Origin of the sequence: Sphingomonas glacialis, assembly GCF_006439055.1 — a bacterium.
GTDB lineage: Bacteria > Pseudomonadota > Alphaproteobacteria > Sphingomonadales > Sphingomonadaceae > Sphingomonas > Sphingomonas glacialis_A.
The window spans coordinates 1348319-1372854 of record NZ_RCZC01000002.1 but is presented as its reverse complement, the minus strand read 5'-3'; the positions used below and the strand labels follow the sequence as shown (position 1 = coordinate 1372854).

Annotated in this window: 26 protein-coding genes; 18 read left to right on the top strand and 8 right to left on the bottom strand. The window is 66.1% G+C overall.

What is annotated here, in order from left to right; translation table 11 throughout:
• Nucleotides 1-47 precede the first annotated feature (47 nt).
• The 8 genes from argS to tatC all read left to right on the top strand — a co-directional run bounded on the left by argS (nucleotide 48) and on the right by tatC (nucleotide 6553).
• Nucleotides 48-1772 (top strand): arginine--tRNA ligase, encoded by a 1725-nt coding sequence (gene argS / locus EAH76_RS10400; RefSeq protein WP_140850119.1) that lies wholly within the window; start codon nucleotides 48-50, stop codon nucleotides 1770-1772.
• Nucleotides 1772-2443 carry an SPOR domain-containing protein gene (locus EAH76_RS10395; RefSeq protein WP_194150970.1) on the top strand — a complete coding sequence of 224 codons (672 nt, stop codon included), beginning with the start codon at nucleotides 1772-1774 and terminating at the stop codon, nucleotides 2441-2443. The genes argS and EAH76_RS10395 overlap by 1 nt, the downstream gene beginning before the upstream one ends.
• A 187-nt stretch (nucleotides 2444-2630) precedes the next feature.
• Nucleotides 2631-3638 (top strand): glycoside hydrolase family 3 N-terminal domain-containing protein, encoded by a 1008-nt coding sequence (locus EAH76_RS10390; protein ID WP_140850117.1) that lies wholly within the window; start codon nucleotides 2631-2633, stop codon nucleotides 3636-3638.
• Between the two features lie 76 nt (nucleotides 3639-3714).
• Complete coding sequence (locus EAH76_RS10385; protein WP_140850116.1) at nucleotides 3715-4458, top strand: segregation and condensation protein A; 744 nt, start codon at nucleotides 3715-3717, stop codon at nucleotides 4456-4458.
• Nucleotides 4455-5042 carry an SMC-Scp complex subunit ScpB gene (gene scpB, locus EAH76_RS10380; RefSeq protein WP_140850115.1) on the top strand — a complete coding sequence of 196 codons (588 nt, stop codon included), beginning with the start codon at nucleotides 4455-4457 and terminating at the stop codon, nucleotides 5040-5042. Before EAH76_RS10385 ends, scpB begins: the two co-directional genes overlap by 4 nt.
• Nucleotides 5043-5068: 26 nt before the next feature.
• Entirely contained in the window at nucleotides 5069-5305 is a 237-nt protein-coding gene (locus tag EAH76_RS10375) for a twin-arginine translocase TatA/TatE family subunit (protein WP_010183821.1), read from the top strand.
• Between the two features lie 19 nt (nucleotides 5306-5324).
• Nucleotides 5325-5777 carry a Sec-independent protein translocase protein TatB gene (gene tatB / locus EAH76_RS10370; protein ID WP_140850114.1) on the top strand — a complete coding sequence of 151 codons (453 nt, stop codon included), beginning with the start codon at nucleotides 5325-5327 and terminating at the stop codon, nucleotides 5775-5777.
• Nucleotides 5774-6553 carry a twin-arginine translocase subunit TatC gene (gene tatC / locus EAH76_RS10365; RefSeq protein WP_140850113.1) on the top strand — a complete coding sequence of 260 codons (780 nt, stop codon included), beginning with the start codon at nucleotides 5774-5776 and terminating at the stop codon, nucleotides 6551-6553. Before tatB ends, tatC begins: the two co-directional genes overlap by 4 nt.
• 90 nt (nucleotides 6554-6643) lie before the next feature.
• Here tatC and EAH76_RS10360 read toward each other — a convergent pair whose 3' ends face one another.
• The 3 genes from EAH76_RS10360 to EAH76_RS24465 all read right to left on the bottom strand — a co-directional run bounded on the left by EAH76_RS10360 (nucleotide 6644) and on the right by EAH76_RS24465 (nucleotide 8863).
• Nucleotides 6644-6778, bottom strand: a complete 135-nt coding sequence (locus tag EAH76_RS10360; protein ID WP_140850112.1) for an entericidin A/B family lipoprotein — start codon at nucleotides 6776-6778, stop codon at nucleotides 6644-6646.
• 305 nt (nucleotides 6779-7083) lie between these two features.
• A complete protein-coding gene (locus tag EAH76_RS10355; RefSeq protein ID WP_140850111.1) occupies nucleotides 7084-8679 on the bottom strand; it encodes a sensor histidine kinase in 1596 nt (531 codons plus the stop codon).
• Nucleotides 8680-8686: 7 nt separating this feature from the next.
• The gene (locus EAH76_RS24465) at nucleotides 8687-8863 is read right to left on the bottom strand and encodes a NepR family anti-sigma factor (protein ID WP_229839242.1); all 177 of its coding nucleotides are present in this window, start codon (nucleotides 8861-8863) and stop codon (nucleotides 8687-8689) included.
• Nucleotides 8864-9111: 248 nt separating this feature from the next.
• Between EAH76_RS24465 and EAH76_RS10350 the strand changes: the two genes are divergently transcribed.
• The 3 genes from EAH76_RS10350 (at nucleotide 9112) to EAH76_RS10345 (ending at nucleotide 10851) form a co-directional block, all read left to right on the top strand.
• On the top strand, nucleotides 9112-9918 hold the full coding sequence (locus EAH76_RS10350) for a response regulator (protein WP_140850110.1): 807 nt from the start codon (nucleotides 9112-9114) through the stop codon (nucleotides 9916-9918).
• A gap of 68 nt (nucleotides 9919-9986) precedes the next feature.
• Nucleotides 9987-10130 (top strand): hypothetical protein, encoded by a 144-nt coding sequence (locus tag EAH76_RS24155; protein WP_170208011.1) that lies wholly within the window; start codon nucleotides 9987-9989, stop codon nucleotides 10128-10130.
• 76 nt (nucleotides 10131-10206) lie between these two features.
• Nucleotides 10207-10851 (top strand): sigma-70 family RNA polymerase sigma factor, encoded by a 645-nt coding sequence (locus EAH76_RS10345; protein WP_140850109.1) that lies wholly within the window; start codon nucleotides 10207-10209, stop codon nucleotides 10849-10851.
• Between the two features lie 21 nt (nucleotides 10852-10872).
• On the opposite strand, the gene EAH76_RS23920 is transcribed toward EAH76_RS10345, so the two are convergent.
• Nucleotides 10873-11031 carry a hypothetical protein gene (locus tag EAH76_RS23920; RefSeq protein ID WP_161989016.1) on the bottom strand — a complete coding sequence of 53 codons (159 nt, stop codon included), beginning with the start codon at nucleotides 11029-11031 and terminating at the stop codon, nucleotides 10873-10875.
• A 106-nt stretch (nucleotides 11032-11137) separates the two neighbouring features.
• On the opposite strand from EAH76_RS23920, the gene EAH76_RS10340 reads away from it, so the two are divergent.
• The 6 genes from EAH76_RS10340 to EAH76_RS10315 all read left to right on the top strand — a co-directional run bounded on the left by EAH76_RS10340 (nucleotide 11138) and on the right by EAH76_RS10315 (nucleotide 17448).
• Nucleotides 11138-13816: a glutamine-synthetase adenylyltransferase gene (locus EAH76_RS10340; RefSeq protein ID WP_140850108.1), complete on the top strand. Its 2679-nt coding sequence runs from the start codon at nucleotides 11138-11140 to the stop codon at nucleotides 13814-13816.
• Nucleotides 13813-14283: a peroxiredoxin gene (locus tag EAH76_RS10335; RefSeq protein WP_140850107.1), complete on the top strand. Its 471-nt coding sequence runs from the start codon at nucleotides 13813-13815 to the stop codon at nucleotides 14281-14283. Before EAH76_RS10340 ends, EAH76_RS10335 begins: the two co-directional genes overlap by 4 nt.
• 222 nt (nucleotides 14284-14505) lie before the next feature.
• Complete coding sequence (locus EAH76_RS10330) at nucleotides 14506-15699, top strand: M23 family metallopeptidase (RefSeq protein WP_140850106.1); 1194 nt, start codon at nucleotides 14506-14508, stop codon at nucleotides 15697-15699.
• A gap of 47 nt (nucleotides 15700-15746) precedes the next feature.
• Nucleotides 15747-16085, top strand: a complete 339-nt coding sequence (gene erpA / locus EAH76_RS10325) for an iron-sulfur cluster insertion protein ErpA (protein ID WP_133189958.1) — start codon at nucleotides 15747-15749, stop codon at nucleotides 16083-16085.
• A 30-nt stretch (nucleotides 16086-16115) separates the two neighbouring features.
• Nucleotides 16116-16886, top strand: a complete 771-nt coding sequence (gene xth / locus EAH76_RS10320; protein WP_140850105.1) for an exodeoxyribonuclease III — start codon at nucleotides 16116-16118, stop codon at nucleotides 16884-16886.
• 307 nt (nucleotides 16887-17193) lie between these two features.
• Nucleotides 17194-17448, top strand: a complete 255-nt coding sequence (locus EAH76_RS10315) for a hypothetical protein (protein WP_140850104.1) — start codon at nucleotides 17194-17196, stop codon at nucleotides 17446-17448.
• Nucleotides 17449-17547: 99 nt separating this feature from the next.
• Here EAH76_RS10315 and EAH76_RS10310 read toward each other — a convergent pair whose 3' ends face one another.
• Nucleotides 17548-18705, bottom strand: coding sequence for an N-acetyltransferase (locus EAH76_RS10310; protein WP_140850103.1), 1158 nt, complete (start codon nucleotides 18703-18705; stop codon nucleotides 17548-17550).
• A gap of 126 nt (nucleotides 18706-18831) precedes the next feature.
• Here EAH76_RS10310 and EAH76_RS10305 point away from each other — a divergent pair, with 126 nt between their 5' ends.
• Nucleotides 18832-19929 (top strand): fatty acid desaturase family protein, encoded by a 1098-nt coding sequence (locus EAH76_RS10305; protein WP_140850102.1) that lies wholly within the window; start codon nucleotides 18832-18834, stop codon nucleotides 19927-19929.
• A gap of 237 nt (nucleotides 19930-20166) precedes the next feature.
• Here EAH76_RS10305 and lptG read toward each other — a convergent pair whose 3' ends face one another.
• From lptG to EAH76_RS10290, 3 genes are all read right to left on the bottom strand, one after another.
• Complete coding sequence (lptG, locus tag EAH76_RS10300) at nucleotides 20167-21264, bottom strand: LPS export ABC transporter permease LptG (protein WP_194150969.1); 1098 nt, start codon at nucleotides 21262-21264, stop codon at nucleotides 20167-20169.
• A complete protein-coding gene (gene lptF, locus EAH76_RS10295; protein ID WP_194150968.1) occupies nucleotides 21261-22460 on the bottom strand; it encodes an LPS export ABC transporter permease LptF in 1200 nt (399 codons plus the stop codon). Before lptF ends, lptG begins: the two co-directional genes overlap by 4 nt.
• 90 nt (nucleotides 22461-22550) lie before the next feature.
• Nucleotides 22551-24503 carry an ATP-binding protein gene (locus EAH76_RS10290; protein WP_140850101.1) on the bottom strand — a complete coding sequence of 651 codons (1953 nt, stop codon included), beginning with the start codon at nucleotides 24501-24503 and terminating at the stop codon, nucleotides 22551-22553.
• Between the last annotated feature and the right edge of the window lie 33 nt (nucleotides 24504-24536).

The window sequence follows — 24536 nt, the reverse complement described above, 5'->3', positions numbered from 1 at the left end:
CGTATCCGCTAAGGCGCGCGCTCGCAGACACCACCGGACGTGCCCCAATGACCCTCTACACCCGTTTCGCCGCGCATATCGATGCGGTGCTCGATGCTCTTGAAGCCAGCGGCGACCTGCCCGCCGGGCTCAACCGCGCGAACATCACGGTCGAGCCGCCGCGCGACACGAGCCATGGCGATCTCGCCACCAACGCCGCGATGGTGCTCGCCAAGCCCGCGCAGACCAATCCGCGCGCGCTCGCCGAGAAGATCGTCGCGCATCTGGCATCGCTCGACGAGGTCGAGAAGGTATCGATCGCCGGCCCGGGCTTCATCAACATGAGCCTGACCGACGACACCTGGCGCGCCGAACTTTCGGCGATCCGCGACGGGGGCGACGATTACGGCCGCTCGAACCGCGGTGCCGGCACCACGGTGAACATCGAATATGTCTCGGCCAACCCGACCGGGCCGATGCACATGGGGCATTGCCGTGGCGCGGTGGTCGGCGATGCACTCGCCGCTCTGCTCGAATTCGCCGGGCACAAGGTGATCCGCGAATATTATGTCAACGACGCCGGCGGCCAGGTCGACGTGCTCGCACGCTCGGTTCACCTGCGTTACCGCGAGGCGCTCGGCGAAACCGTCGAGATCCCGGAGGGCCTGTATCCGGGCGACTATCTAATCCCGGTCGGCCAGGCGCTCGCCGCCGAATTCGGCGACGCCTATGTCGGCAAGCCCGAGGAAGAATGGCTCGTGCTGTTCCGCACCAAGGCGGTCGCGGCGATGCTCGTGCTGATCAAGGCCGATCTCGCACTGCTGGGCATCTATCATGACCTGTTCTCGTCCGAAGCCGAGCTGCAGGCAGCGGGCAAGCCCGAGGAGGCCGAGGCCGAATTGCGCAGCCGCGACCTGATCTACGACGGCGTGCTCGAAGCCCCCAAGGGCCAGGAGCTCGAGGATTGGGAACCGGTCGTGCTGCCGCTGTTCCGCTCGACGCAGTTCGGCGACGATCAGGATCGCCCGATCAAAAAGTCGAACGGGCAATGGACCTATTTCGGCGCCGATCTCGCCTACCATTTCCAGAAGGCGCAGTCGGCCGACGCGCTGATCGACATCTGGGGCGCCGACCATGCCGGTACGGTCAAGCGGATCGTCGCCGCGGTGCAGGCGCTGACCGGCGGCAAGACGCGTTTCGACGTCAAGCTCGTCCAGATGGTGCGGCTGATGCGCAACGGCGAATCGATCAAGATGGGCAAACGGTCGGGCAATTTCGTCACGCTCGCCGATGTCGTGAACGAGGTCGGCAAGGACGTCGTCCGCTTCACCATGCTGACGCGCAAGGCCGATGCGCAGATGGACTTCGACTTCGCCAAGGTGGTCGAGGCGTCGAAGGACAATCCCGTCTTCTACGTCAACTACGCGCATGCCCGCGTCGCCTCGCTCCACCGCCGCGCGGCCGAGGCCGGAATCGTGTGCGATTCGATCGACTTGTCCCAACTTGACACGGAGGATCTGGCGCTGGTGAAGTTCGCCGCGCAATTCCCGCGGATCGTCGACACCGCCGCCGCAGCGCGCGAGCCGCACAGAATTGCGTTTTATCTCTATGACTTGGCTGCTACCCTCCACGCATTGTGGAATGTCGGCAACGATCGGCCCGACCGCCGCTTCCTGCTGCCCGATAATCCCGCGATGACGTGTGCGCGGCTTTTCATGGCGGATGCAATCGGGCAGATTATCCGTAACGGGTTGGCAATCATGGGCGTCCAGGCAGTCCAGGAGATGAACTGATGGCAGGCGAATACGAAATGCGCGATGAGGATCGCCTTCCCTGGCTCGAAACGGTCGAGGATGACTATGACGATGGCCCCTCGGTGGTGCGGATCATCGGGCTGATCGTCGCCGCGCTGCTCGTCGTCGCGGCGGTGATTTTCGGCTATCAATATTACAAATTGCATCAGGGCAGCGACGGCAATGGCGCGCTGATCGCGGCGCAAGAGGGCGACTACAAGGTCAAGCCCGACGATCCCGGCGGGCTCAAGGTCGAGGGCGAGGGCGACAGCGCGATCGCGACGAGCAACGGCGCTGCGACCGGCAACGCTGCGATCGACATGAAGGCGCTCCCCGAAGCGCCGGTCGCGGGCAAGAAGGCCCCGCCGACGAAAGCTGACCCCGGCGCGAGCAAAGCGGTCGCGACGATCCCGTCGGCCGAAAAAGCCTCGGGCGGCGCGCTCGTCCAGCTCGGCTCGTTCGGCAGCGAGGCCGAGGCCGATACCAATTGGCGCACGATCGCGAAGACGCATGCCGAGCTCGCGCCGATGGGCAAGTCGGTCCAGGCGGCACAGGTCGGCGGCAAGACCGTCTATCGGCTGCGCGTCAACGCCGGCAGCGCGGGGCAGGCGAGCAGCCTGTGCGCGAAGCTCGCGGCGGCGGGGCAAGCTTGCTTCGTGCCGAGGGGCTGATCGCCGGACCTTGCGCAATGTCCGTCACCCCGGCCCTGTGCCGGGGTCCACCGGGCTGCTAGTATTGCGAGCGTAGCGCGCGCATCCCGGTGGACCCCGGGACGAGCCCGGGGTGACGAACCAGGGGAATAGCGCGGATCGCATTCGGAATAGTGCGGAGCCGCGTGCTTGTTGCTAAACGCGACCCATGAAGCCCGTAATCTTCGGCCTGTCCGGCCTCGACCTCACCTCCGCCGAGCGCAGCTTTTTCACCGCTGCCGACCCGGCCGGCTATATCCTCTTCAAGCGCAACATCGAGAACCGCGCGCAGGTCCGCGCGCTGACCGACAGCCTGCGCGAGATCTCGGGTCGTGACGATCTGCCGATCCTGATCGACCAGGAAGGCGGCCGCGTCGCGCGGATGGGGCCGCCCGAATGGCCCGAGTTTCCCGCCGGCCCCGCATTCGACCGGCTCTACGACATCGCGCCGATCTCGGCGATCGAGGCGGCGCGGGCCAATGCCGAAGCGATCGGACGTATGCTCGCCGAGGTCGGCATCACCGTCGATTGCCTGCCGCTGCTCGACGTGGCGCAACCCGATACGACCGAGGCCGTCTCGATCCGCACGCTCGGATCGGAGCCGATGCGCGTCGCGGCGCTCGGCAAGGCGATCCTCGACGGGCTCCAGCGCGGCGGCGTGGTCGGGGTCGTGAAGCATATGCCGGGGCATGGCCGGGCGAAGCTCGACACGCATTATCATCTGCCGACCGTCACCGCCTCGGATGAAGAGCTCGAGATCGATCTTCAGCCGTTCACGCGGCTCAACGATGCGCCGATGGGGATGACCTCGCATATCGTCTATCAGGCATGGGATCCGGCACGGCCGGCGACGCTCTCGCCGACGGTGATCGAGCAGATCATCCGCCAGCGGATCGGCTTCGACGGGCTGCTGATGACCGACGACATCGACATGAAGGCGCTCTCCGGGACCGCTGGCGACAAGGCGGCCGGCGCCATCGCGGCGGGATGCGATCTGGTGCTCGATTGCTGGGCGCGGATGGAGGAGATGGACGAGATCGTCGGTCGGCTGGCGGATATTTCCGCCGTGTCGCGCGCACGGCTCGATCGCGCGATGGCGACGATCGCGACCGCGCGGGGCGAGGGCGACATGGCGGCGCTGATCGCCAAACGCGACGCGCTGCTCGCGCTCACCTAAATCCTCCCCCCCCGGTACCCGGGGGAGGATTTAGAAGGGCTGCCGCTTGCGACATGTCTTTGCTACCGTCACCGCAATGACCGAAGACCCCGCAACGCTGACGCTCGATCTCGATGGCTGGGAAGGCCCGCTCGATGTCCTGCTCGCGCTCGCGCGCAACCAGAAGGTCGATCTCAAGGCGATCTCGATCCTGGCGCTGGTCGACCAGTACCTCCGCTTCGTCGAGCAGGCGCGCGCGATCAAGCTCGAGCTCGCCGCCGACTATCTCGTGATGGCGGCGTGGCTCGCCTATCTCAAATCGGGGCTGTTGCTGCCGCGCGACCCCGAGGTCGAACCCAACCCCGAAGAACTCGCGCTGCGGCTGCAGTTGCGGCTGGAACGCCTCAGCGCGATGCGAGAGGCGGGCGCGCGGCTTGTCACGCGCGATCGGATCGGGCGCGACGTGTTCGCGCGGGGGGCGCCCGAGGGGCTGCGCACGCAGCGCAAGGCGTTGTGGCAGGCCGAGATCTACGATCTGATCGCCGCCTACGGCGTGATCACCGCACGAACGCGCCCCGTCATGCACGTCGTCGCGCACCGCGAGGTGATGACGCTCGAGGCGGCGCTCGAACGCGTCGGGCGGCTGCTCGGCATCACGATGGAATGGCGGACGATCGAGACCTTCCTGCCGCCGGCGGCTGTCGGCCTGTTTCGCAAATCGGCGCTCGCTTCGAGCTTCGTCGCCGCGCTCGAGCTCGCTAAGCAGGGCAGGGCCGAACTCCGCCAGCAATCGCCCTTCGCGCCGTTATACCTGCGGACTCCCGTCGAGCCGCGCGCATGAGCGCGCCCGACCCGATCGTCCGCGCGGTCGAAGCCGTCCTGTTCGCCGCGACCGAGCCGATGACCGCCGATGCGATCCGCACGCACCTCGAAGGCGTCGAGGTCCGCGCCGCGCTCGCCACGCTGCAGGCCGATTATGCCGGGCGCGGGATCGAGCTCGTCCGCCGCGGCGAGCGCTGGCATTTCCAGACCGCGCCCGACATGGCGCACCTGCTGCGCCGCACGCACGAGGAACCGCGCAAGCTCAGCCGTGCGGGCATCGAGACGCTCGCGATCATCGCCTATCACGAGCCGACGACGCGCGCCGAAATCGAGGCGATTCGCGGGGTGGGCATCTCTAAGGGCACCTTGGACGTATTAATGGAAGCGGGCTGGATCAGGCCTGCCGGGCGGCGCGAGGTGCCGGGGCGGCCGTTGCTCTATGCGACCACTCCCGAATTCCTCGCGCATTTCGGATTGGCGAGCCGGCGCGACCTGCCGGGAATCGACGATCTGCGCGCGGCGGGGCTGCTCGACCCGGTCGATCTCGCCTTCGAGCGGCTCGACTCGGAAGCGGAGGTGGAAGTTTCCGACGAGGACGACTAGATAGGGTAAAGGTTAGGAGATCGATCATGGGTGGTTTGAGTATTGTACACTGGCTGATCTTCGGCGGGATCGCGATCCTCGTCCTGGGTGGCGGCCGTTTCTCGAACATGATGGGTGATGTCGCCAAGGGCATCAAATCGTTCAAGAAGGGCATGGCCGAGGACGACGAGCCGAAACGCGAACCGAGCCGGATCGAAGCCAAGGCCTCGGCGGACCCCGTGTTCGACCGCGACGGCAATCGCATCCGCGACACCGAAGTCTGATCAGCGGCACAGCGCTGCCATGTTCGACGTCGCCTCGTCCGAAGTGATCCTGCTGGGCGTCGTCGCCTTGCTGGTGATACCGCCCAAGGATCTGCCTAAGGCGATGCGCTTTGCTGGCCATTGGGTAGGCAAGGTGCGCGGTGTTGCCAACCAGTTCCGCTCGGGCTTCGACACGATGGTGCGCGAGGCCGAATTGCAGGAAATGGAAAAGAAGTGGGCGGCGGAGAACGAGCGCATCATGCGCGAGCATCCGCCAGAGCCCTCGCAGCGTGCCGCGCTTTCCGGCCATCCTGACCATGGGGCGGAGCACATGCCAGACGTCGGCTATGACGGCACCGAGGGCGATGCCCCGCCGATGATGGTCGAGACCCCGGCGCTGACCGCACCGCCGGTCATCGCCGAACCTGCCGGCCCAGGCGCGCATGCCGGCGCGCCGCACCCCGCCGAGCCCGAAACCAAGGCCCATCCGTGAACGCACCCGTCGATGATCTCGAGGCCAGCCGCGCCCCGCTGCTCGATCACCTGGTCGAACTGCGCAAGCGGCTGTTCTTCTGCCTCGTCGCGATCCTTTTGGTGTTCATCGGCACCTATGTCTTCTCGCGCGAGATCTTCACCGTCCTGGTCCATCCGCTGCTGCTCGCCGGGCAGACCAAGCTGATCACGGTCGGCGTGTTCGACGGCTTCTTCGTCCAGCTGAAGGTAGCGCTGTTCGCCGCGCTGATGATCGCCTTCCCGGTCATCGCGATGCAATTGTGGGCGTTCGTCTCGCCTGGCCTGTACATGAAGGAGAAGCGCGCACTGCTCCCCTTCCTGTTTGCGACGCCGGTGCTGTTCATCGTCGGCGCGACGATGGCCTATTTCGTCGCCATCCCGTCTGCGCTGCGCTTCTTCTACAGCTTTCAGGGCAATCTCGGCGGCGTCCAGCAGGAGGCGATGACCTCGGTCGCGTCCTATCTCGATTTCGTGATGCAGTTCCTGTTTGCGTTCGGCCTCGCCTTCCTGATGCCGATCCTGCTGATGCTGGTCGAGCGCGCCGGGCTCGTCACGCGCAAGCAGCTGGTCAGCGGGCGCCGCTACGCGATCGTCGGCTGTTTCGCGCTGGCGCTGGTGCTGGCGCCGCCAGACGCCGGATCGATGATCATGCTCGCCGTGCCGCTGGTCGGGCTCTACGAGCTGGCGCTGATCGCGATCTGGTTCACCGAGCGCAAGCGCGTCAAGGTCGCGTCGACCGAATTGGTCGAGAGCTGATCGCTCGGGCGGCCGAACCGCCTCTGACATGAAAAAGGGCTGCTCCCGAGCTTCGGGAACAGCCCTTTTGCTATGGCCTTGCGGCGTGGCTTACTTCGAGTTGTCGGCCGTCTTGGCGACGGTGTCGCCAGCCGAGCGCACGTCCTTGCCGACGCCTTCGACCGTGTTGCACGCGCCGACCAGCAGAGCGGCGGCGAGGACTGCGAACGTGGTGACCTTACGCATGGTGTAACTCCTGAAAGATGCCGGGCCCGGCCATCAGCCGGCTGCCTCAAGCGATCCAATGATCGACCTGTAAAATCGTTCCGCAACCCGAACGGGCGGGGCGGATGTTTCGATGCGGCGATGTTGGAAAGTAATTGGGCCCGGAAACGCTACCGGGGGGGGAGGGTAGCGCGTCCGGGCCCATGTCTTGGATAGCGAGAGCGGGGGGGCATAAATTCGCTATCCGAATATCAAAACGGCCATCGCGATCATCGGTTCCCAGAAAAAACGCCGCCCGTGCATTTTTTCTGGGAGCCTCGGCGCGATCAGTCGCGCCCGGTCACCGCGACTGCGATTTCGTAGGCACCGACCATCGGATCGTAATGCAGCTTCGAGCGCAATTGGCGCGACAGCCCTTCGATGACGCGGCCATAGCGCTCGGCGATCAGCGCGCGCATCCGGTCGTTGTCGACCAGCGCGGGCGAATTGATGCGCAGCACGGCGCGATCGGGAACGTCTGCGGCGGCGATCGAGATGCGCAGATTGGCGGTTGGGCTCACCGTCATCGCGAGTTCGATGATTTCTGTGAGCAGAAATGCGATCGCGATCGCGACGTCCTGATTGGCGAGATAGGGGGCGATGTCGAGCTGGATCGCGATCGGCGCGTCCTCGGGCGCGGTCGCACGGATGTTTGCCGCCAGTTCGCCCAGAACCGAGCGCAGCGAGAGCCCGCGATTTTCCTCGAGCTCAGCAAAGTGGTTGCGATGCACCACGGCGAGCGCGTCGACGCGGCGCTGGATCGAGGCATAGGCCTGCGTCGCCTCGACGCTGCGCGCGGCGCGGGCGTGGAAGTTGATCAGGCTCGAAATGACCTGGAGGTTGTTCTTGACGCGGTGATGCACCTCGCGCGTCAGCTTGGTCTGGCGCACCAGCCCTTCGGCAAGGCCGGCTTCGTGCTCGGCGACGGTTCGGCTGATCGCGCGGAAGGTCTCGCCGAGTTCGCGGATTTCCTGCGCGGGCAGCGCCTGCATCGTGCCGGGATCGATCTCCTCGCCCGGCACGAAGTTGGCGACACGAGTGCGCAACTGCCGCAGCGAGCGGATCAGCAGACGATCGACGACGAACCAGCTGATACCGGCGGCGGCGGCCCACATGATGATTGGAAGCAACAAGGCGATGAGCACCGGCGACGTGATCGGCGCGCTCTGCACTTCGGTCGCGAGCGTCAATGCTCCGATGCCGATCACGGTGTTGATCGTCGCACGGCGTTCAAGCGCGGTCCGCGGCGGCAAGGCGTGGAGCAGCAGCGAGTCACGGTCCAGCACCAGCTGCGCTTCGTATGGCTGTGGAGCGTTAGTGGGCATTGCGGTGGTCGCGAGCACGCGCGTCGGGAAGAAGGCGGCGGCACGGGTACGCCCGCTCGTGCTCGTCGTGGAAAGCGTCAGGCCCTGGCCGGGAATAAGACGCGCGGTGATCGCGGTGCCGGGCTGCGAGGCGCCGGGCGCGGTTGCGCGCGGCAGCGCCTCGCCACAAATCACGCCCCCGCGTGCATCGGTGATGACGAACCGTGTCCCATTCGCCGTCTGTGGCGCGAACACGCCCTGCGCGCGCGCGCAACTCGGCGCGTCGCCGGGATCGATCTCGAGGGCGTTGAGCGAAACCCGCAGCGCGGTCAGGTCGCCGACCAGTTCGATCGCGAGTTTGCGCGCGCTCTCGGTGGCGTTGACCTGCATTTGCGCGCGCGTCGCCTCTTCGGCGAGCTGTGCGGTTCGGACGGTGGCGAAGAAAGCGATGATCGCAAGCGGCAGCAGGCAGATGCCGAGGATCAGGAAAACCTTGGCGCCGGTCGGGATGCGGTCGAACATGCCGCCGGGCCGCCCGGACTCAAAAGGAGGGGCGGTGTCGCCAGCGATGTCGTTCATGCAACGCTCAGTCTAATTTGCCCAGAAGGTCCAGCATCTCGGGCGGAATCGTTTCCTCGACGGTGCGTTGATACACCGTCCGCAACGCCGCGCCCATATCGCGGTCCTTGCTCTGAACCTTCGCACCAGGGTTCGACGCACGCGCCGCTACCGGCTTCTTTGAAGATTCGTCGCCCGAACGCAATGCAGTCCCCCTGGGTCACCGGATGACCCGGTAGAGTTGATGTGGTACCGTAACAAGCGGCTCGTAGAGCGAGTGTCTGACAATCGCAACGATCGATGTTGAAGCATGAAACCAAATACCGCTTCGTTGGTTCCGGACCCGACGCGATTTAAATTCCGGTTTTTTTCGGGTGCGAAAACGCGTTGCATTGCCAGGGGGTCGCTTCCACAAGGTCCTCCGCTCATTACCTCAGGGAGACCCCGACAGTCATGTCGCTAGGACAGCAGCTTGCCCCCCATCTTCCGTTCCTGCGCCGCTACGGCCGCGCGCTGACCGGGAGCCAGACGCATGGCGACCGGTATGTACGCGCGACGCTCGAAGCGATCGTTGCCGCTCCCGACGAATTTCCGCGTGAAGTCGACCCGCGCCTGGGTCTGTACCGCATGTTCCAGGCGATCTGGACCTCGACCAACTATGACGAGACGCCCGAGAATATGAGCGCAGGCGATCTCGACGGTCAGGAGTCGATTGCGCGCGCACGGCTCGCCCGGATGACGCCCTTGTCGCGTCAGGCGTTGCTGCTCACCGCGATGGAAGGCTTCACGCCCGAGGACGCGGCGTATCTGATCGACGTCGATACGAGCGAAGTCGAAACGCTGGTGACCGAGGCGCTCGCCGAGATCGAGAAGCAGACGCGCGCGCGCGTGCTGATCATCGAGGACGAGCCGATCATCGCGATGGATATCGAGACGATCGTCCGCGATCTCGGCCATGACGTGACCGGCGTTGCCGTGACGCGCGACGAAGCCGTCGCCCTGGCGATGGAGGATCGTCCCGGTCTGGTGCTCGCCGACATCCAGTTGGCCGACGACAGTTCGGGAATCGATGCGGTGAAGGATATCCTCGCCGAATTCGAGGTCCCGGTGATCTTCATCACTGCGTTCCCAGAGCGTCTGCTGACGGGCGAGCGGCCCGAGCCGACCTTCCTCATCACCAAGCCGTTCCAGCGCTCGACCGTCAAGGCGGCGATCGCGCAGGCGCTGTTCTTCGACCAGGCGACCGTTCCCGTCGTCTAACGGAACCGATTCGCGCCCCTGGGTGTTGGGTTCCATACGATACGGAACCACAACGACAGGGGGCGCGGATGGCCGACGACGAACAGATCGAGCTGAGCAAGCAAGACGCCCGCGCTGGCTCGACCCCCCATGTCACGCGGTACGTGCTCGGGATTTCGCTGGGCCTGATCATCGTGATCTTCGCGGTCCTGCTGCTTTTTTCTCAACGATAGAAGCGCTTAGCCGCGCACGTTGGACATTGCCGTCCCGCGCCCCCATTTGAGCTTCGCATAGCCGAGACTGGATTACATGACCGACGCGATCGATCACGATGAAGATGACGCTCCCGGGGCCGTTGTAGAGCACGTTTCGCTCTCCGACCCCGAGTTCAAGGCGCAGCTTGCGCAGGTTATCCCGCATCTGCGGGCATTCGGTCGGTCGCTGTCGGGCAATCGCGATCTGGCCGACGATCTCGTCCAGGAAACGCTGATGAAGGCATGGGCGGCGCGGTTGCGTTTCCAGGCTGGCACCAACATGCGCGCCTGGACCTTCATCATCCTGCGCAACCTCTATTTGAGCCAGATGCGGCGCTCGCGCTTCAAGGGTGAGTGGGACGATCTGGTCGCCGACCGGATTCTCGCTGCGCCGGCGAGCCAGGACAAGCATGTTGAGCTGGGAGACATGCAGCGTGCGCTGCTGCACCTGCCGCAGCCGCAGCGCGAGGCGCTCATTCTCGTCGGCGCGGGCGGTTTCGCCTATGAGGAAGCTGCCGAAATCTGCGGCGTCGCGGTCGGGACGATCAAGAGCCGCGTTGCGCGCGGTCGCGTCGCGCTCGAAGCGGTGATGAACGACAATTCGCTCGCGTCGCGTCGGACGCACAGCAACGAGCCGGGCATGTCCGCGCTCGATACGATTATGGGTGAAGTCGACGAATTGAGCCGCGAGCGGCGCTGAGCGCCGCCTCACGCGTCTCGTTCAGCGCTGCTGTCTGTTCACGTCGATCCTGTCGAGGATCTCGATCATTTCGGCGAAAGTGTCGCTGGTCTCGGGTACGCCGCAATAGGCGGACCGCAATGTCGCCGACAGGACGTCTGAGCGGTTCGGCGCGGCGACGGCATAGGCCGTGGCGGGCATCGGGTCTCCGATCAAGGCATGCGGTATTGACATATATTAACAACGGTCGACGTCTGCGTTAGTTGCGTGTCATTCGGCCCAGTTTGGTCCAAACATGATCGGACCGATGAAAAAGCCTCTTCACGATCAAGATGTTGTCGCAGCGGTCGAACGCGCAAGGCAATGGTCGCCATTTCTTGCGCTATTGCTCGATCGCGAGCCGGACTTGGCGCAGCACCTTGCGGCGGGCGTGCTGCCGCGTTTGGCCACGCTTGCGGTCGAGGATCCGACGGTGCCGGCCGCGCGCCGGCTGCGGATCGAGCGGCGGCGGCTCGCTTTGCGTGTCGCGATCGGCGATCTGTCGGGACGCGAGGATCTGACTGCCGTGACGCGCGCGCTGTCGGACTTTGCCGACCGCGCGCTTCACACCGCGATCCTGACCGCAATCGATGAGCGCACGCCGGGCGCCGCGCCGCTTGGTTTCACCGGCATCGCGCTCGGCAAGCAGGGCAGCCGCGAACTCAATTATTCCTCCGATATCGATCCGATCCTGCTGTTCGACCCCGCGACGCTGCCGCACCGCCCGCGCGAGGCGCCTGAGGAAGCCGCGGTGCGGATCGCCAAGCGCGTCGTCGAGATCCTGCAGGCGCGCGATGGCGATGGCTATGTGCTGCGCGTCGATCTGCGGCTGCGACCATCGCCCGAGATCACGCCGATCGCGCTGTCGGTCGATGCGGCGATTTCCTATTACGAATCGCTCGCGCTGCCGTGGGAGCGTGCCGCCTTCATCCGCGCGCGGGCGGCGGCAGGGGATGTCGTGCTGGGCGAACGCTTTCTCGCCGCGGTGCAGCCGTTCGTGTGGCGTCGCGCGCTCGATTTCGGCGCGATCGGCGAGATCCGCGGTATTTCTCGGCGAATCCGCGATCATTATGCACAGGGGCAGGCGTTCGGCGCGGGCTTCGATCTCAAACGTGGGCGCGGAGGCATCCGCGAGGTCGAATTCTTCACGCAGATCCACCAGCTGATTCACGGCGGGCGCGATCCGGCGCTGCGCGTCGGCAATACGCGCGAGGCGCTCGTCGCGCTGGCGGCTGCGGGCTGGGTCGATCCGGTCGAAGCCGATGCGCTGTCCGCGTCCTACACGCTGCTGCGCACGATCGAACACCGCGTCCAGATGATCGAGGATCGCCAGACGCACGCGCTGCCGACCGGCGACGCGCTCGATGGCGTGGCGAAACTGCATGGTCTTGCCGATGCAGGGGCGTTGCTCGATCTGCTGCGCCCGGCGGTGGTGGCGACCGCGCGCAGCTACGACGCGCTCGACCCCGATGAGGGCGACGCCTTGTCGTTCGAGCCCGACCGGCTCGACACGCAACTTGCGCAGGCCGGTTTCGGCGAGAGCAAGCTCGCGGCGCAGCGGATCGAGCAATGGCGCGGCGGCAGCTATCCGGCGTTGCGCAGTCCCGCCGCGCGTGCGGCGCTCGAGGCGGTGTTGCCCGGGCTGATCGCCGCGCTCGGCGGTTCGCCCGATCCGCAGGGCGCGATCGTGCGGCTCGACCGGATGCTCGCGCGACTGTCGAGCGCGGTCAATTTCTTCCGATTGCTCGAGGCGCGGCCGGCGCTCGCGCGGCTGTTGGGCCTGATCCTGAGCCATGCCGAGACACTTGCCGAAGACCTGGCGCGGCGGCCCGAACTGATCGACGGGCTGATCGACGCGACGGCGCTCGATCCGGTCGAGGACGTTACGACGCTGGCGGACGAGATGCGCGGCGGTGCCGATTATCAGCTCCAGCTCGACCATGTCCGCCGCGTCGTCGGCGAGAAGCGCTTTGCGCTCGGTACGCAGATCATCGCGGGCGTGTCCGATCCGCTCGACGTGTCGGCCGGCTATGCGCGCGTCGCGGAGGCGGCGATTACCGTGCTGGCCGCCGCGACGATCGCCGAATTCGCTAGCGTGCATGGCCGGGTTCCGGGCAGCGAACTGGTCATCCTCGCGCTCGGCCGGATGGGGGGCGGGGCGTTGACGCACGCCTCCGATCTCGACCTGATCTACCTGTTTACCGGCGACTATCTTGCCGAATCGGATGGCGCCAAGCCGCTCGGCGCGGTGCTCTATTACAATCGGCTAGCGCAACGGATCAGCGCGGCGCTGTCGGTACCGACCGCGTCGGGGCCGCTCTACGAGATCGACACGCGGTTGCGGCCGTCGGGCACGCAAGGGCCGCTCAGCGTCTCGCTCGACGGGTTCGCACGCTATCAGCGCGAAAGCGCCTGGACCTGGGAGCATATGGCGCTCGCCCGCGCGCGCTGTGTGTTCGGCAGCGAATCGGCAGAGGCGGCGGTGGGGGCGATCATCGGCGCCGTGCTGCGCGGCGACCGGCCCGAGCGCGACGTCGTTGCCGAGGGCACCAAGATGCGCGACGACATGGCGGCGCACAAGCCGCCACTCGGGCCGCTCGATGCCAAGCTGCTGCCCGGCGGGCTCGTCGATCTCGAATTCGCGGTGCACATGGTCCAGCTGCAAAGCGGGCAGGGGCTCGATCCCAATCTGCGCCGCGCGCTCGCGGCGCTCGTCGCGGCGGGGCTGGCGCCGCCCGCGATGCTCCCGGCGCACGATCTGCTGACGCGCTTGCTCGTCACGCTGCGGCTGGTCGCCCCCGATGCAAGCGCGCCGGGCCCCGCGACGCAGGAGCTCGTCGCGCACGCGCTCGGCATGGCGGACTGGGCGGCGGTGGTTGCCTCGCTCGCGGCGACGCGGCAGGAGGTGTCCGCCTGGCTCAAGCAGGTGGAGGAACCGACGCGATGACGACGATCGAACAAGGCGCCACACTTCCCGATCTCGAGCTCGTCCTGCCCGACGGAACGCGCACCAACCTGCGTGCGCGGATCGGGCGGGCCTTCGTGCTCTATTTCTACCCGAAGGACGACACGAGCGGCTGCACGCGCGAGGCGCAGGATTTCAGCGCGCATCAGGCCGACTTCGATGCGCTCGGCGCCGACGTGCTCGGCGTGTCGCGTGACACGCCCGCGAAGCACCAGAAGTTCATCGCCAAATACGATCTGAGCGTGCCGCTCGCGAGCGACGAAGACGCGGTCGTGCTCGAGGCGTTCGGCGTGTGGGTCGAGAAGCAGATGTACGGCAAGACCTATATGGGAATCGAGCGCGCGACCTTCCTGTTCGATGCCAAAGGCGTCCTCGTCCGCGCCTGGCGCAAAGTCCGCGTACCCGGCCATGTCGCCGAAGTGCTCGACGCCGTTCGCGCGATCGCATGAAGGTTCCGGCCCATCTGCCGATTCTATCAGTATAATTGCGGTACAATGAACGGTTCGCCGTGGCGATCAGCCGTTTGGCCGCTCCGGACCTGTCGAACGCTTGCGTGACAGCCGCGCTATCGACCACACACTGTCCGTCCGGGTGCAGGGGGTTGTACCCGGGTCGAAAGTGGGGCGGGCGCTGGCATTATCCGGCAAACGCAATTTGATCGCCGGGGTCCAATGAACCGAATTTCGATCGAGTCTGGTGTGCGACTGGCGTCGCGCCTGAAGGCCTATTTCAAGACTCGCGATTTCATCTTCCATGACGGACGTGATCTCAAGCGCTTCAGCCTGGGCGGTCGCGCACAGGCGATGATGGCCGGGGTCGCGGGTGTAACGCTCTGCTTCTCGGCCTATGGCGTGGCGCAGGCCGCGGTTGGCGCGGCGGCGATGAGCGGCATCGTCGATGCCCCGCTCTCGCCGGAAGCCAAGGTCGCGCAGATGCGCGTCCGCGTCAGCAAGATGCAGGCCGATGTCGCGACGATCAAGGCCGCCGCGCAGGCGCATGCCGAACGGATCGACCAGCGCCAGGCGCTGCTCGTCGCAGTCGTTTCGGGCAAGGGTGATGTCACTGGGCTGACCAAGCCGACCCCGACGATCGACCCCAAGGCCGATGCGCTCGCCGCCGATGTCGTCGCTCCGCTGAAGAAGGTCGAGCAGCAGCAGGTCGCCGTCGCCGTCCAAGCGCGCCGCGTCGTCGATCAGCGCTTTGCCAAGGCCGTTGCGCATGTCCGCAGCCTCGGGCTCAACCCGGCGCGGATCGTCGCCCGGCAGCCCGCGATGGGTGGTCCGTTCGAGGCCGCCGACAGCGCCGCGACCGAAGCCGATCTGCGCGCCGACACGCAATTCCGCTCGCTGTTCATGACCTGGAAGAAGCTCGACACGCTCCAGCAGGGCGTCATCGCGATCCCCTCGGCACAGCCCGTCGCCCATCTCAATTTCACCAGCAATTACGGCATCCGCTCGGATCCATTCCGCGGCACCGCGGCGATGCATGCCGGCGTCGATATTCCGGGGCCAGTTGGCACGCCGGTCTATGCCACCGCCGACGGCCTGGTCGATCGCGCCGAGCGTGCGGGCGGTTATGGCAACATGGTCGAGCTCGATCATGGCAAGGGCATCCAGACGCGTTACGGCCATCTCTCCAAGATCCTCGTCGAATCGGGCACGCGCGTGCATCGCGGCCAGCTGATCGCGCTGATGGGATCGACCGGGCGTTCGACCGGGCCGCATCTGCATTATGAGGTCCGCATCGACGGCCATGCGGTGAACCCGGTGCCGTTCCTGCAGACCGCCGACTATCTCGTCGCGGCGCAGGACAAGTCGATCACGACGATCCCGGTGTCGATCGGCGGGCCCGCCGCAGCGGACTGATCGCGGCGCTGGTTGCCGTTGTCGCTGCAAAGGCTTATCTTACCGGCATGGCCACACTCGCTCCCGAAATCGCGCTCACGCCCTCCGCAGCCGCTCGCGTCGCGATGATCGCGGGCAAGCAGGGCAAGCCGCCGATCCTTCGCCTGTCGGTCGATGGCGGCGGCTGCTCGGGATTCCAGTACAAGTTCGGTTTTGCCGATTCGGTCGATGCCGATGATGCCGTCGCCGAGCAGGACGGTGTCCGCCTCGTCGTCGATTCGATCAGCCTCGATCTCGTCCGTGGGGCCGCGGTCGATTATGTCGAGGAACTCGGCGGCGCGGCGTTCAAGGTGACCAACCCGCAGGCTGCGTCGGGTTGCGGTTGCGGTTCCAGCTTCTCGGTGTAACGTCCGGCCCCAACCAAGGGGCTGCACCACGTGAAGATCGTTACCTTCAACATCAACGGCATCAAGGCGCGACTGCCGCGCCTGCTCGAATATCTCGCCGAGCAGCAGCCTGACATTGTCTGCCTGCAGGAACTCAAAACCAGCGACGAGACCTTTCCGGAAGCCGACATCCGCGATGCCGGCTACGGCGTGCTGTGGCATGGCCAGAAGAGCTGGAACGGCGTCGCGATCCTGGCGAAAGGCCAGGACCCGGTCGAGCGCCAGCGCGGCCTCGCGGGTGAGCCCGAGGATGAGCATAGCCGCTATCTCGAGGCCGAGATCGACGGCTTGGTGATCGCCTCGATCTACCTCCCCAACGGCAACCCGCGGCCCGGCCCCAAATTCGACTATAAGCTGCGCTGGATCGATCGGCTCGCGGCGCGCGCGCGCGTCTTGCTCGCCGAGGAACTGCCGGTCGTGCTCGCGGGCGACTACAACGTCATCCCCAATGACGATGACACCTATTCGGTCCGCGCGATGCAGGACGATGCGCTGATGCAGCCCGAGAGCCGCGCGGGCTTCCGCACGCTGGTCGCGCAGGGGTGGACCGATGCGCTGCGCACGCGTCACCCTGGCGGCGGCGTGTGGACCTTCTGGGACTATCAGGCGGGCGCATGGCAGCGCGATGCGGGGTTCCGGATCGATCATCTGCTGCTCAGCCCGATAGCGGCGGATCGGCTGCTCGATGCCGGCGTCGACAAGGACTATCGCGCGCGCGAGAAAGCGAGCGACCATGCGCCGACCTGGGTGACGCTGCGATAGCAGGGCGCACATTGGCGTCGGCATAGCCTATCCCTCTTCGTCACCCCGGTTTTGACATTTCGGAGGGGTAGACCGCGCGGCACCTCGGGCCCCGGCGCAAGGCCGAGGTGGCGCCGGAATCGGGCACATCGCACACGGAACGCCAAATTGGGAATTTGCGCCGGTTCTTGGTAATCGGCACCGTCAATTGTCTCGTAGAATCGATCAAAAACCTCGGATTTCAAGGCTTTAAGTGTTTGGCACGACTAATGCAGTGGTAGGGTAGCGGGCCACTTACCGGACCCGCCCACTTTGCGGAGGACCGACCATGACCAAGCTTCTGATTCTTGCCACGAGCGCTTTGAGCATCCTGAGCTCGCCCGTCATCGCGCGGGAAGCACGCCCGGCAGCTACCGGCGTCGCGGTGCCGATCGACGCCGCTTCGCCGACTGCGACGCAGCGCCAGTCCAATCCGCGCTATTGCATCGTCGAAACGATCACCGGGTCGCGGATCCCGCACAAGACCTGCCGCACCCGCGCGCAATGGATCGACGAGGGTTTCGATCCGCTTGCCAAGAACTGAGCGATCGTGCCCGATCGATCGGGGGGAGGCGCTGGTGCGTCGTCCTCCCGATCAGGTCCCCCCCCGATCAGGTCCCCCGATCAGGTCCCCCCGATCAGGTCACAGCGTCTTTTCGAAGATCCAGTAGCGCTTGTTGATCGTGCACTGGATCGCATCGGCGATCGAGCGCATTCCCTGATTGTCCTCGAGAATCCAGCCGATCTCGCCGCGCGTCGCGCCATAATGCTCGACCGAGGCATCCTTGATGTACTGGATCAGCATGAAGGCGAGCTGGCTGGCGAGCCGCGACGACTGCAGTTCCTTGAGCACCCCCATCAACGGCACGCGCACCGTGCGCACCTTGGGCTTGCGCAGCCATAGCAGGATCTTGGCCCAGCCGAACGGGAGCAGATTGCCCTTGAGCGGCTTGATCACCTCGTTGAGGTCGGGAAGGTCGATCATGAACGCGACCGGGCGCCCGTCGACCTCGGCGATGCGGATCAGGTCGTTGAACACGATCGGCTTGAGCTTGACCCCGACATCCTTGATCTCGGGCGGGGTGAGCGGCACGAAACCCCAATTGTCGGCCCAGGCATCGTTGAGGATCGCGAGGATGATCGCGGCTTCTTCCTCGAACTTGGTCTTGTCGACATTGCGGATCCGGATCCGCGGATTCTTCTCGCCCGACGCGATGATCCGCTGGAGCAGCGGGGGAAAATCCTTGGTGATGTCGAGGTCGTAGGTAAGTAGTTCCTTGACCTTGTGATAGCCCGCCGCCTCGATCCAGCCGCGATATTCGGGCTTGGCATGGCCCATCATGATCGTCGGCGGATGATCGAAGCCCTCGATCAGCAGACCCGGCTCTTCCCAGATCGACATGCTGATCGGCCCGAGCGCCCGCGTCATGCCCTGCTCGCGCAGCCAGCCCTCGGCCGCCGCGATCAAAGCTGCCGCGATCGTCGCATCTTCCGCGTCGAACAGGCCCCATTGTCCGCATCCCGGGCCGAAGCCCTTGGCCGGATCCATCGTCAGCGCGAGCGTGTCGATATGCGCAGAGATCCGCCCGACGACCTTGCCGCCGCGCTCGGCAAGAAAAAGCTGTGCGATCGCATGGCTGAACCAGCCATTCTTCTCGGGCGTGATCAGCCCGAGCGCTTCGCCCTTGAGCGGCGGCACCCAATTGGGATCGTTGGCGTAAAGCCGGAACGGCAGATCGACGAAGCGCTTGCGATCGGCCTTGCTGTCGATCGGCCGGATGGTTAGCGGGGCAGGGGCCATGAGCGGTTCACCTTGAGGAGATCGCGCCGAGCCCTTCCCGGTCCGGCAGGTCGCTGTCAAGCAATCGCTCGGTTCCCCCCTGTTTTGCCACCATCTAGCCACTATCTTCTTGCAATGGCTCACTCCATGAACGCTTCGATTTCCCTGGACCTGCGCGCTGCGGCGCCAACCGTTGCTCCGCGCGTGGCGCTGTCGAGCATTGCCGACGACCGCGCGATGCTGCGCACCGTTGCCGAGTTGACGCGCGATCTCAACGCGCCACGCCCGCTCGTCTATTGGACCGACTTCCTGCTCTCGGCCGGGATCGGCTATGCCGGGCTGGCGGTCGCGATGACGACGCTGTCGCTTGGCGTCGGACTCGTGGCGGCCTTGGTCGCGATCCTGGCCTTGTACCGCGCGGGGAGCTTCATCCACGAAATCACCCATATGCGCCATGCGTCGGTGCCGGGCTTCCGGCTCGGCTGGAACATGATTGCCGGCGTGCCGCTGCTGGTGCCGAGCTTCATGTACGAAGGCGTCCACAACCTTCACCATGCGCGCACGCGCTACGGCACGGTCGAGGATCCGGAATATCTGCCGCTCGCTTTGATGAAGCCGTGGACGTTGCCGGTGTTCATCCTGACCGCGGTGCTCGCGCCGATCGCGCTGCTGGTCCGCTTCGGTGTGCTGAGCCCCTTGTCGTTGGTCGTGCCCGGGCTTCGCCGCACGCTGGTCGAGCGCTATTCGTCGCTGTCGATCAACCCGTCGTTCCGCCGCCGCATGCCCGAGGGCGATGTCGCGCGGCAGATGCTGCGGCTCGAGATCGCGTGCAGCGTATGGGCGATCGTCCTGATCGGCGTGATCGCGACGGGTGTGCTGCCGCTGCATCAGGCCCTGATCTTCGGCGGCATCCTGTCGGTCACCTATGTTCTCAACCAGATTCGCACGCTTGTCGCGCATCTGTGGGAGAATGAGGGAGAGACGATGACCGTCACCGCGCAATATCTCGACACGGTGAACGTGCCGCCGCCGGCCTTGCTGCCGGTTCTCTGGGCGCCGGTTGGCTTGCGCTATCACGCGCTGCATCATCTGATCCCCGGCGTGCCGTATCATGGCCTGGCCGAGGCGCATCGTCGCCTGTCAGCCGCGCTGGCGCCTGAATCGCCGTATCACAAGGCGAGCTATCCCGGGTTGCCGGGACTGGTCTCGCGGCTGGTGCGCAGCACGATGGGACGCCGCGCCTGACACGGTGTTTCGGTTAGGCTTCCTACTCCCGTCCGGGCTCCGGGCGAACGGGGGCGGGGTGCGATCGATAGCCTGATCGGGTGCGTTTGAAGCGAACCCATGCCGTCTTTCGGGGACCGACCTATCCTGCCGGGAGGCATGGCTGACCTCTGCACTAGGCGGCGGTCGCGGCTGAAACCCTGACCGCCGAATCAAACTCCGGGCCTCATCGCTCCCGGCAATCGCTACGGCGTGCGCTTATTCCTCGGTGCGGATCAGCACCGCTTCGCCGATCATCAGGAACAGCAGGAAAGGCGCCCACGCCGCAAGGAACGGCGGGTAGGCGCCCAGATTGCCCATCGCCAGCGCGAAATTGTCGGCGACGAAGTAGAAGAAGCCGAGCATCATCCCGATCACCGCGCGGACGAACAGCTTGCCCGAGCGCGCTAGCCCGAACGCCGCGACCGCGCCGAGCAGCGGCATCAGCATCGACGACAGCGGGCCGGACAATTTGTGCCACATCGCGCCCTCGAGCGCCTTGGTCGGGCGTCCGCCGGCCTTGAGATCGGCGATCGCGGCGTGGAGCCCGCCGAACGACAGGCCGTTGGCGTCGATCGTCGCGAGCGTGAACTGGTCGGCCCGAACGTCGCGGCCGATCACGATCGACGAGAGACGCGTCAGCTTGCCGGTCGCCACGTCGAAGCGTGTCGCCGGGCCGACCTTCCAGCCATCGGACACGCGCACCCCGGTCTTGGCCGAGACGATCGCGACCAGGCTGCCGCCCTCGCGGTCGAACAGGGTGATCCCGCCAAGCTTGGCGGCATCGCCATGCCCGCGCACCTGCTCGACCTGGATCAGGTCGTCGCCATCGCGCACCCAGACATTGGCCCGGTCGCCACGGTCGATCGGCAAGGGGCCGTAATCTACCTTCTGCCATTGGTTGAGCGTCGCGGTCGCGCGGCTGACGATGCGGTCGTTGAAGCTGAACGAGATGATCGCGACGCCGAGGCTCGCGACGAGCAACGGCGCGAGAATCTGGTGCGCCGACAGCCCCGATGCCTTGAGCGCGATGACTTCGCTGTTCTGGTTGAGGGTCGACAGCGTGATGATCGTGCCGAGCAGTACCGAGAAGGGCAGGAAGGTCGCGATGATCTCGGGGATGCGCAGTGTCAGGTAGCGCGTGATCTCGGCCTGGCCGTTGCCGGCATAGGCCAGGATGTGGCCGCTCTCGCTCAGCAGGTCGAGTGCCTGCAGCACCAGTACGAACATCGCCAGCACCGCGAAGGTGCGGATCAGGAACATCTTGCCCATGTAGAGCGAGACGGTGCGCGACGGGAACAGCTCGAACGAGATCATGCCTTGGCGCCCTTATCGCGACGACCGGGGAGCAGCTTGCGGACGAATTTGCCGAGCTTCGAGAAGACCCGCTCGAGCGCGCCGATCGGTTGCCCGCCGGGGACATAGGCGATCGTGTAGAACATCCACAGCGTCAGCCCCGCAAACACCGTGAACGGGATCCAGATCGCCAGCACCGGATCGATCTTGCCGAGCCCGCCGACCGCCTGCGCATATTCGTTCACCTTGTGATAGGCGACGATCATGATGATCGCGAGGAACACGCCGAGCGCCGAGGTCGAGCGCTTGGGCGGGATGCCGAGCGCGAGCGCAAGCAGCGGCAGCAGCAGGATCGACAGCACTTCGGCGGTGCGGAAGTGGAACGCCGCGCGGCTGGTGTCGCGCAGTTCCTTGTCGGCCTTGCGGTCGCTGCCGATTCGCGCGAGCTCGGGCAGCGTGCGCTCGAGATTCTCGCCGCCGCGGACGCGGAAATTTTCGGTCTTGGGCAGCGGGATCGGCAGGTCGTTGCTGCTGAAGCGCAGCACGCGCGGCGTCGCGACCTTCGCTTCGGTGCGCACCAGCGTCCCGTTGGTCAGGCGGAAGATGATCTCGTCGGGATTGTCGGTCGCGAAGAACTGACCTGTCTCGGCGGTCACCGCGATCGAACCGCCTTTATTGTCGTCCTTGCGCAGGAAGATGCCCGACAGGCGGCGGCCATTGTCGTGGCTCTGTTCGATCCGCAGCGTCATGCCATTGCCGAAATGCGTGAATTCGCCGACCTTGATCGATGCGCCGAGCGCGCCGGTACGCAGCTCGAACCGCAGTTTCTCGTAATTGTAGCGCGCGTCGGGTTGGACGAAGCCGACGATCGCGAAATTCAGCAGGCAGAGCGCCACCGCGTACATGTAGGGCACGCGCAACATCCGCGTGTAGCTCATGCCGACCGCGCGCATCACGTCGAGCTCGGACGAGGTCGCGAGCTTGCGGAAGGCGAGCAGCGTGCCGAGCAGCAGCCCGACCGGGATGCCGAGGCCGAAATATTCGGGCAGCAGATTGGCGAGCATCCGCCACACCACGCTGACCGGGCCACCCTCGGTCGCGACGAAATCGAACAGCCGCAGCATGCGATCGAGCACGAGCAGCATCGCGAAGATGACGAGCGTCGCAAAGAGCGGCACCGCGATCAGTCGCACCAGATAGCGGTCGATGGATTTCATGAGCTGGGGCGAAGGGCTTCTGGCCGGAGGGAAGGGAACACCCGCATCGAGCGGCTATATCGAGGCGCAGGGGCCGCGTCAGCTACCAAATCACTCCGCCGCGATGCGGTCGAGCATGGTCGCCGCGCGCGCGGCGATCGCGGCCGCGACGGCGCGTTCGAGCGCGATCAGCGTGAAGGGCTTGCGCAGGACGTGATGCCCGCCGAATTCGGCCTCGCCGCCCGCCTCGCCGGCATAGCCGGTGACGAACAGGATCGCGAGCTCGGGGTGGCCGGGCAGCAGTGCGGCGACCATTTCGGGGCCGGTCTGCCCCGGCATCAGCACGTCGGAGACGAGCAGGTCGACATGCCCGGCCTGCGCGAGCATCGCCGGCGCGGCGAGCGGATCGTCGCATGCGATCGGGCGATGGCCGAGTTCGGCAAGCGCCCCCATCGTCGCGGCGAGCACGCGGGGGTCGTCCTCGACGACCAGAATGTCGAGCGCGGGCTGCTCGACGGGCGCGTCGGCCTTGGCTTCCGGGCGCGGCGTGCCGGCGGCCTCGGCGTGATAGCGCGGGAGGTAGATCGTCACCGTCGTCCCTTCCCCGACGACCGATTCGAGCCCGACCTGGCCATCGGCCTGGCGTACGAAGGCGAAGACCTGGCTCAGGCCCAGGCCGGTGCCCTTGCCGGCCGGCTTGGTGGTGAAGAACGGCTCGAAGACGCGTTCGAGCAGATCGGCGCTCATCCCGCAGCCCGTGTCGGCGACGCGCAGCGCGACATAGTCGCCGGCATGGCACGTTCCGACCGCGCCCTCGGTCAGCGTCACCCCCGCCGCGGTGATCGTCAGCGTGCCGCGCCCGTTCATCGCATCGCGCGCATTGACCGCGAGGTTGAGCACGGCGTTTTCGAGCTGGTGGCGATCCGAACGCACCAGCCAGGCGGCGTCCTGCGCGGCATCGACCGCGACCGATACGCCGTCGCCGAGCGTGCGGTCGAGCAGGTCCGACATGCCGAGCACCAAGGCGACCGGCTCGATCGGTTCGGTGCGCAGCGCCTCTTCGCGCGAGAAAGCGAGCAACTGGCGCGTCAGTGCGGCAGCGCGATTGGCGCCTTCGGTGGCATTGTCGATGTGCCGGTGCGCGGCGCTCGAATCGGCGCCGAGCTGGCGCTTGGCGAGTTCGAGTCCGCCGAGCACGACCGCCAGCATATTGTTGAAATCATGCGCGATGCCGCCAGTGAGCTGGCCGACCGCTTCCATCTTCTGGACCTGCCGCAGCTTGCTTTCCTGCGCGAGCAGCACCGCCGAAGCGCGTTCGACCGCCGCCTCGAGCTCGATCGCGCGATCGCGCTCGGCATCGGCCTCGGCGCGCGCAACCGCGCGCTGGCCGAGCGCGGTCACGGTCAGCCAGCCGAGCGCCACCGCGCCGACCAGCAGCAGGATGCCGAGCACCGACAGCGTGCTGGCAAGCCCGCTCGACCGCGCCACCGATCGCATGGCGTCGCCGGTGCGGTCGGCCAGCAGCGATCGCTCCTGCGTCCCGATCTTGTCGAGCAGATCGTCGATCTCGGTGAGCGACGCCGACTGGCGCGCCTTGTAATAGAGCGGGATCGCCTGGCCGTTGCGCTTGTAGAACGTGTTGAGCGCGATCGTCGACAGTTCGGCGCCGCGCGCATCGAAGGCGCGACGCAGCGGGATGATCAGCGCTTGCTGCTCGCGATTGTCGCGCGTGATCCGGTCGAGCCGCCCAAGTTGCTGGCCGGCCAATTGCCAATTGGCCGAATAGGTCTGGCCGAGATTGGTATCCGCGCTGATGACGTAGCGGCCGAGCGACGCCTCGGCGCGCGCGATCGTCCCCGAAAGGTTCGCCGAGAGGATCATCACCTCATAGCTGTGCGTCTGGAGTTTGAGCGCGCGGTCGCGCTGGCGGTTGGCGTCGCCGAGCGTCAGAATCAGTGCGACGAGCACGAAGACGCCCAGCGCCGCCACCACGACCAGCGTGATGGTGCGCCAGATCGACCGTGACGGGTCGTCGTCGCTCGCTTCGCCCGCTGTCCCGCTCATCGGATCAGTCTAACCTATGGCAAGACTCGTGGA

Bases quoted from the DNA above. Each gene is read 5' to 3' on its own strand.
- argS (WP_140850119.1), top strand. From the start codon at position 48: ATGACCCTCTACACCCGTTTCGCCGCGCATATCGATGCGGTGCTCGAT.
- EAH76_RS10395 (WP_194150970.1), top strand. From the start codon at position 1,772: ATGGCAGGCGAATACGAAATGCGCGATGAGGATCGCCTTCCCTGGCTC.
- EAH76_RS10390 (WP_140850117.1), top strand. From the start codon at position 2,631: ATGAAGCCCGTAATCTTCGGCCTGTCCGGCCTCGACCTCACCTCCGCC.
- EAH76_RS10385 (WP_140850116.1), top strand. From the start codon at position 3,715: ATGACCGAAGACCCCGCAACGCTGACGCTCGATCTCGATGGCTGGGAA.
- scpB (WP_140850115.1), top strand. From the start codon at position 4,455: ATGAGCGCGCCCGACCCGATCGTCCGCGCGGTCGAAGCCGTCCTGTTC.
- EAH76_RS10375 (WP_010183821.1), top strand. From the start codon at position 5,069: ATGGGTGGTTTGAGTATTGTACACTGGCTGATCTTCGGCGGGATCGCG.
- tatB (WP_140850114.1), top strand. From the start codon at position 5,325: ATGTTCGACGTCGCCTCGTCCGAAGTGATCCTGCTGGGCGTCGTCGCC.
- EAH76_RS10360 (WP_140850112.1), bottom strand. From the start codon at position 6,778: ATGCGTAAGGTCACCACGTTCGCAGTCCTCGCCGCCGCTCTGCTGGTC.
- EAH76_RS10355 (WP_140850111.1), bottom strand. From the start codon at position 8,679: ATGAACGACATCGCTGGCGACACCGCCCCTCCTTTTGAGTCCGGGCGG.
- EAH76_RS10350 (WP_140850110.1), top strand. From the start codon at position 9,112: ATGTCGCTAGGACAGCAGCTTGCCCCCCATCTTCCGTTCCTGCGCCGC.
- EAH76_RS24155 (WP_170208011.1), top strand. From the start codon at position 9,987: ATGGCCGACGACGAACAGATCGAGCTGAGCAAGCAAGACGCCCGCGCT.
- EAH76_RS10345 (WP_140850109.1), top strand. From the start codon at position 10,207: ATGACCGACGCGATCGATCACGATGAAGATGACGCTCCCGGGGCCGTT.
- EAH76_RS23920 (WP_161989016.1), bottom strand. From the start codon at position 11,031: ATGCCCGCCACGGCCTATGCCGTCGCCGCGCCGAACCGCTCAGACGTC.
- EAH76_RS10340 (WP_140850108.1), top strand. From the start codon at position 11,138: ATGAAAAAGCCTCTTCACGATCAAGATGTTGTCGCAGCGGTCGAACGC.
- EAH76_RS10335 (WP_140850107.1), top strand. From the start codon at position 13,813: ATGACGACGATCGAACAAGGCGCCACACTTCCCGATCTCGAGCTCGTC.
- EAH76_RS10330 (WP_140850106.1), top strand. From the start codon at position 14,506: ATGAACCGAATTTCGATCGAGTCTGGTGTGCGACTGGCGTCGCGCCTG.
- erpA (WP_133189958.1), top strand. From the start codon at position 15,747: ATGGCCACACTCGCTCCCGAAATCGCGCTCACGCCCTCCGCAGCCGCT.
- EAH76_RS10315 (WP_140850104.1), top strand. From the start codon at position 17,194: ATGACCAAGCTTCTGATTCTTGCCACGAGCGCTTTGAGCATCCTGAGC.
- EAH76_RS10310 (WP_140850103.1), bottom strand. From the start codon at position 18,705: ATGGCCCCTGCCCCGCTAACCATCCGGCCGATCGACAGCAAGGCCGAT.
- EAH76_RS10305 (WP_140850102.1), top strand. From the start codon at position 18,832: ATGAACGCTTCGATTTCCCTGGACCTGCGCGCTGCGGCGCCAACCGTT.
- lptG (WP_194150969.1), bottom strand. From the start codon at position 21,264: ATGATCTCGTTCGAGCTGTTCCCGTCGCGCACCGTCTCGCTCTACATG.
- lptF (WP_194150968.1), bottom strand. From the start codon at position 22,460: ATGAAATCCATCGACCGCTATCTGGTGCGACTGATCGCGGTGCCGCTC.
- EAH76_RS10290 (WP_140850101.1), bottom strand. From the start codon at position 24,503: ATGAGCGGGACAGCGGGCGAAGCGAGCGACGACGACCCGTCACGGTCG.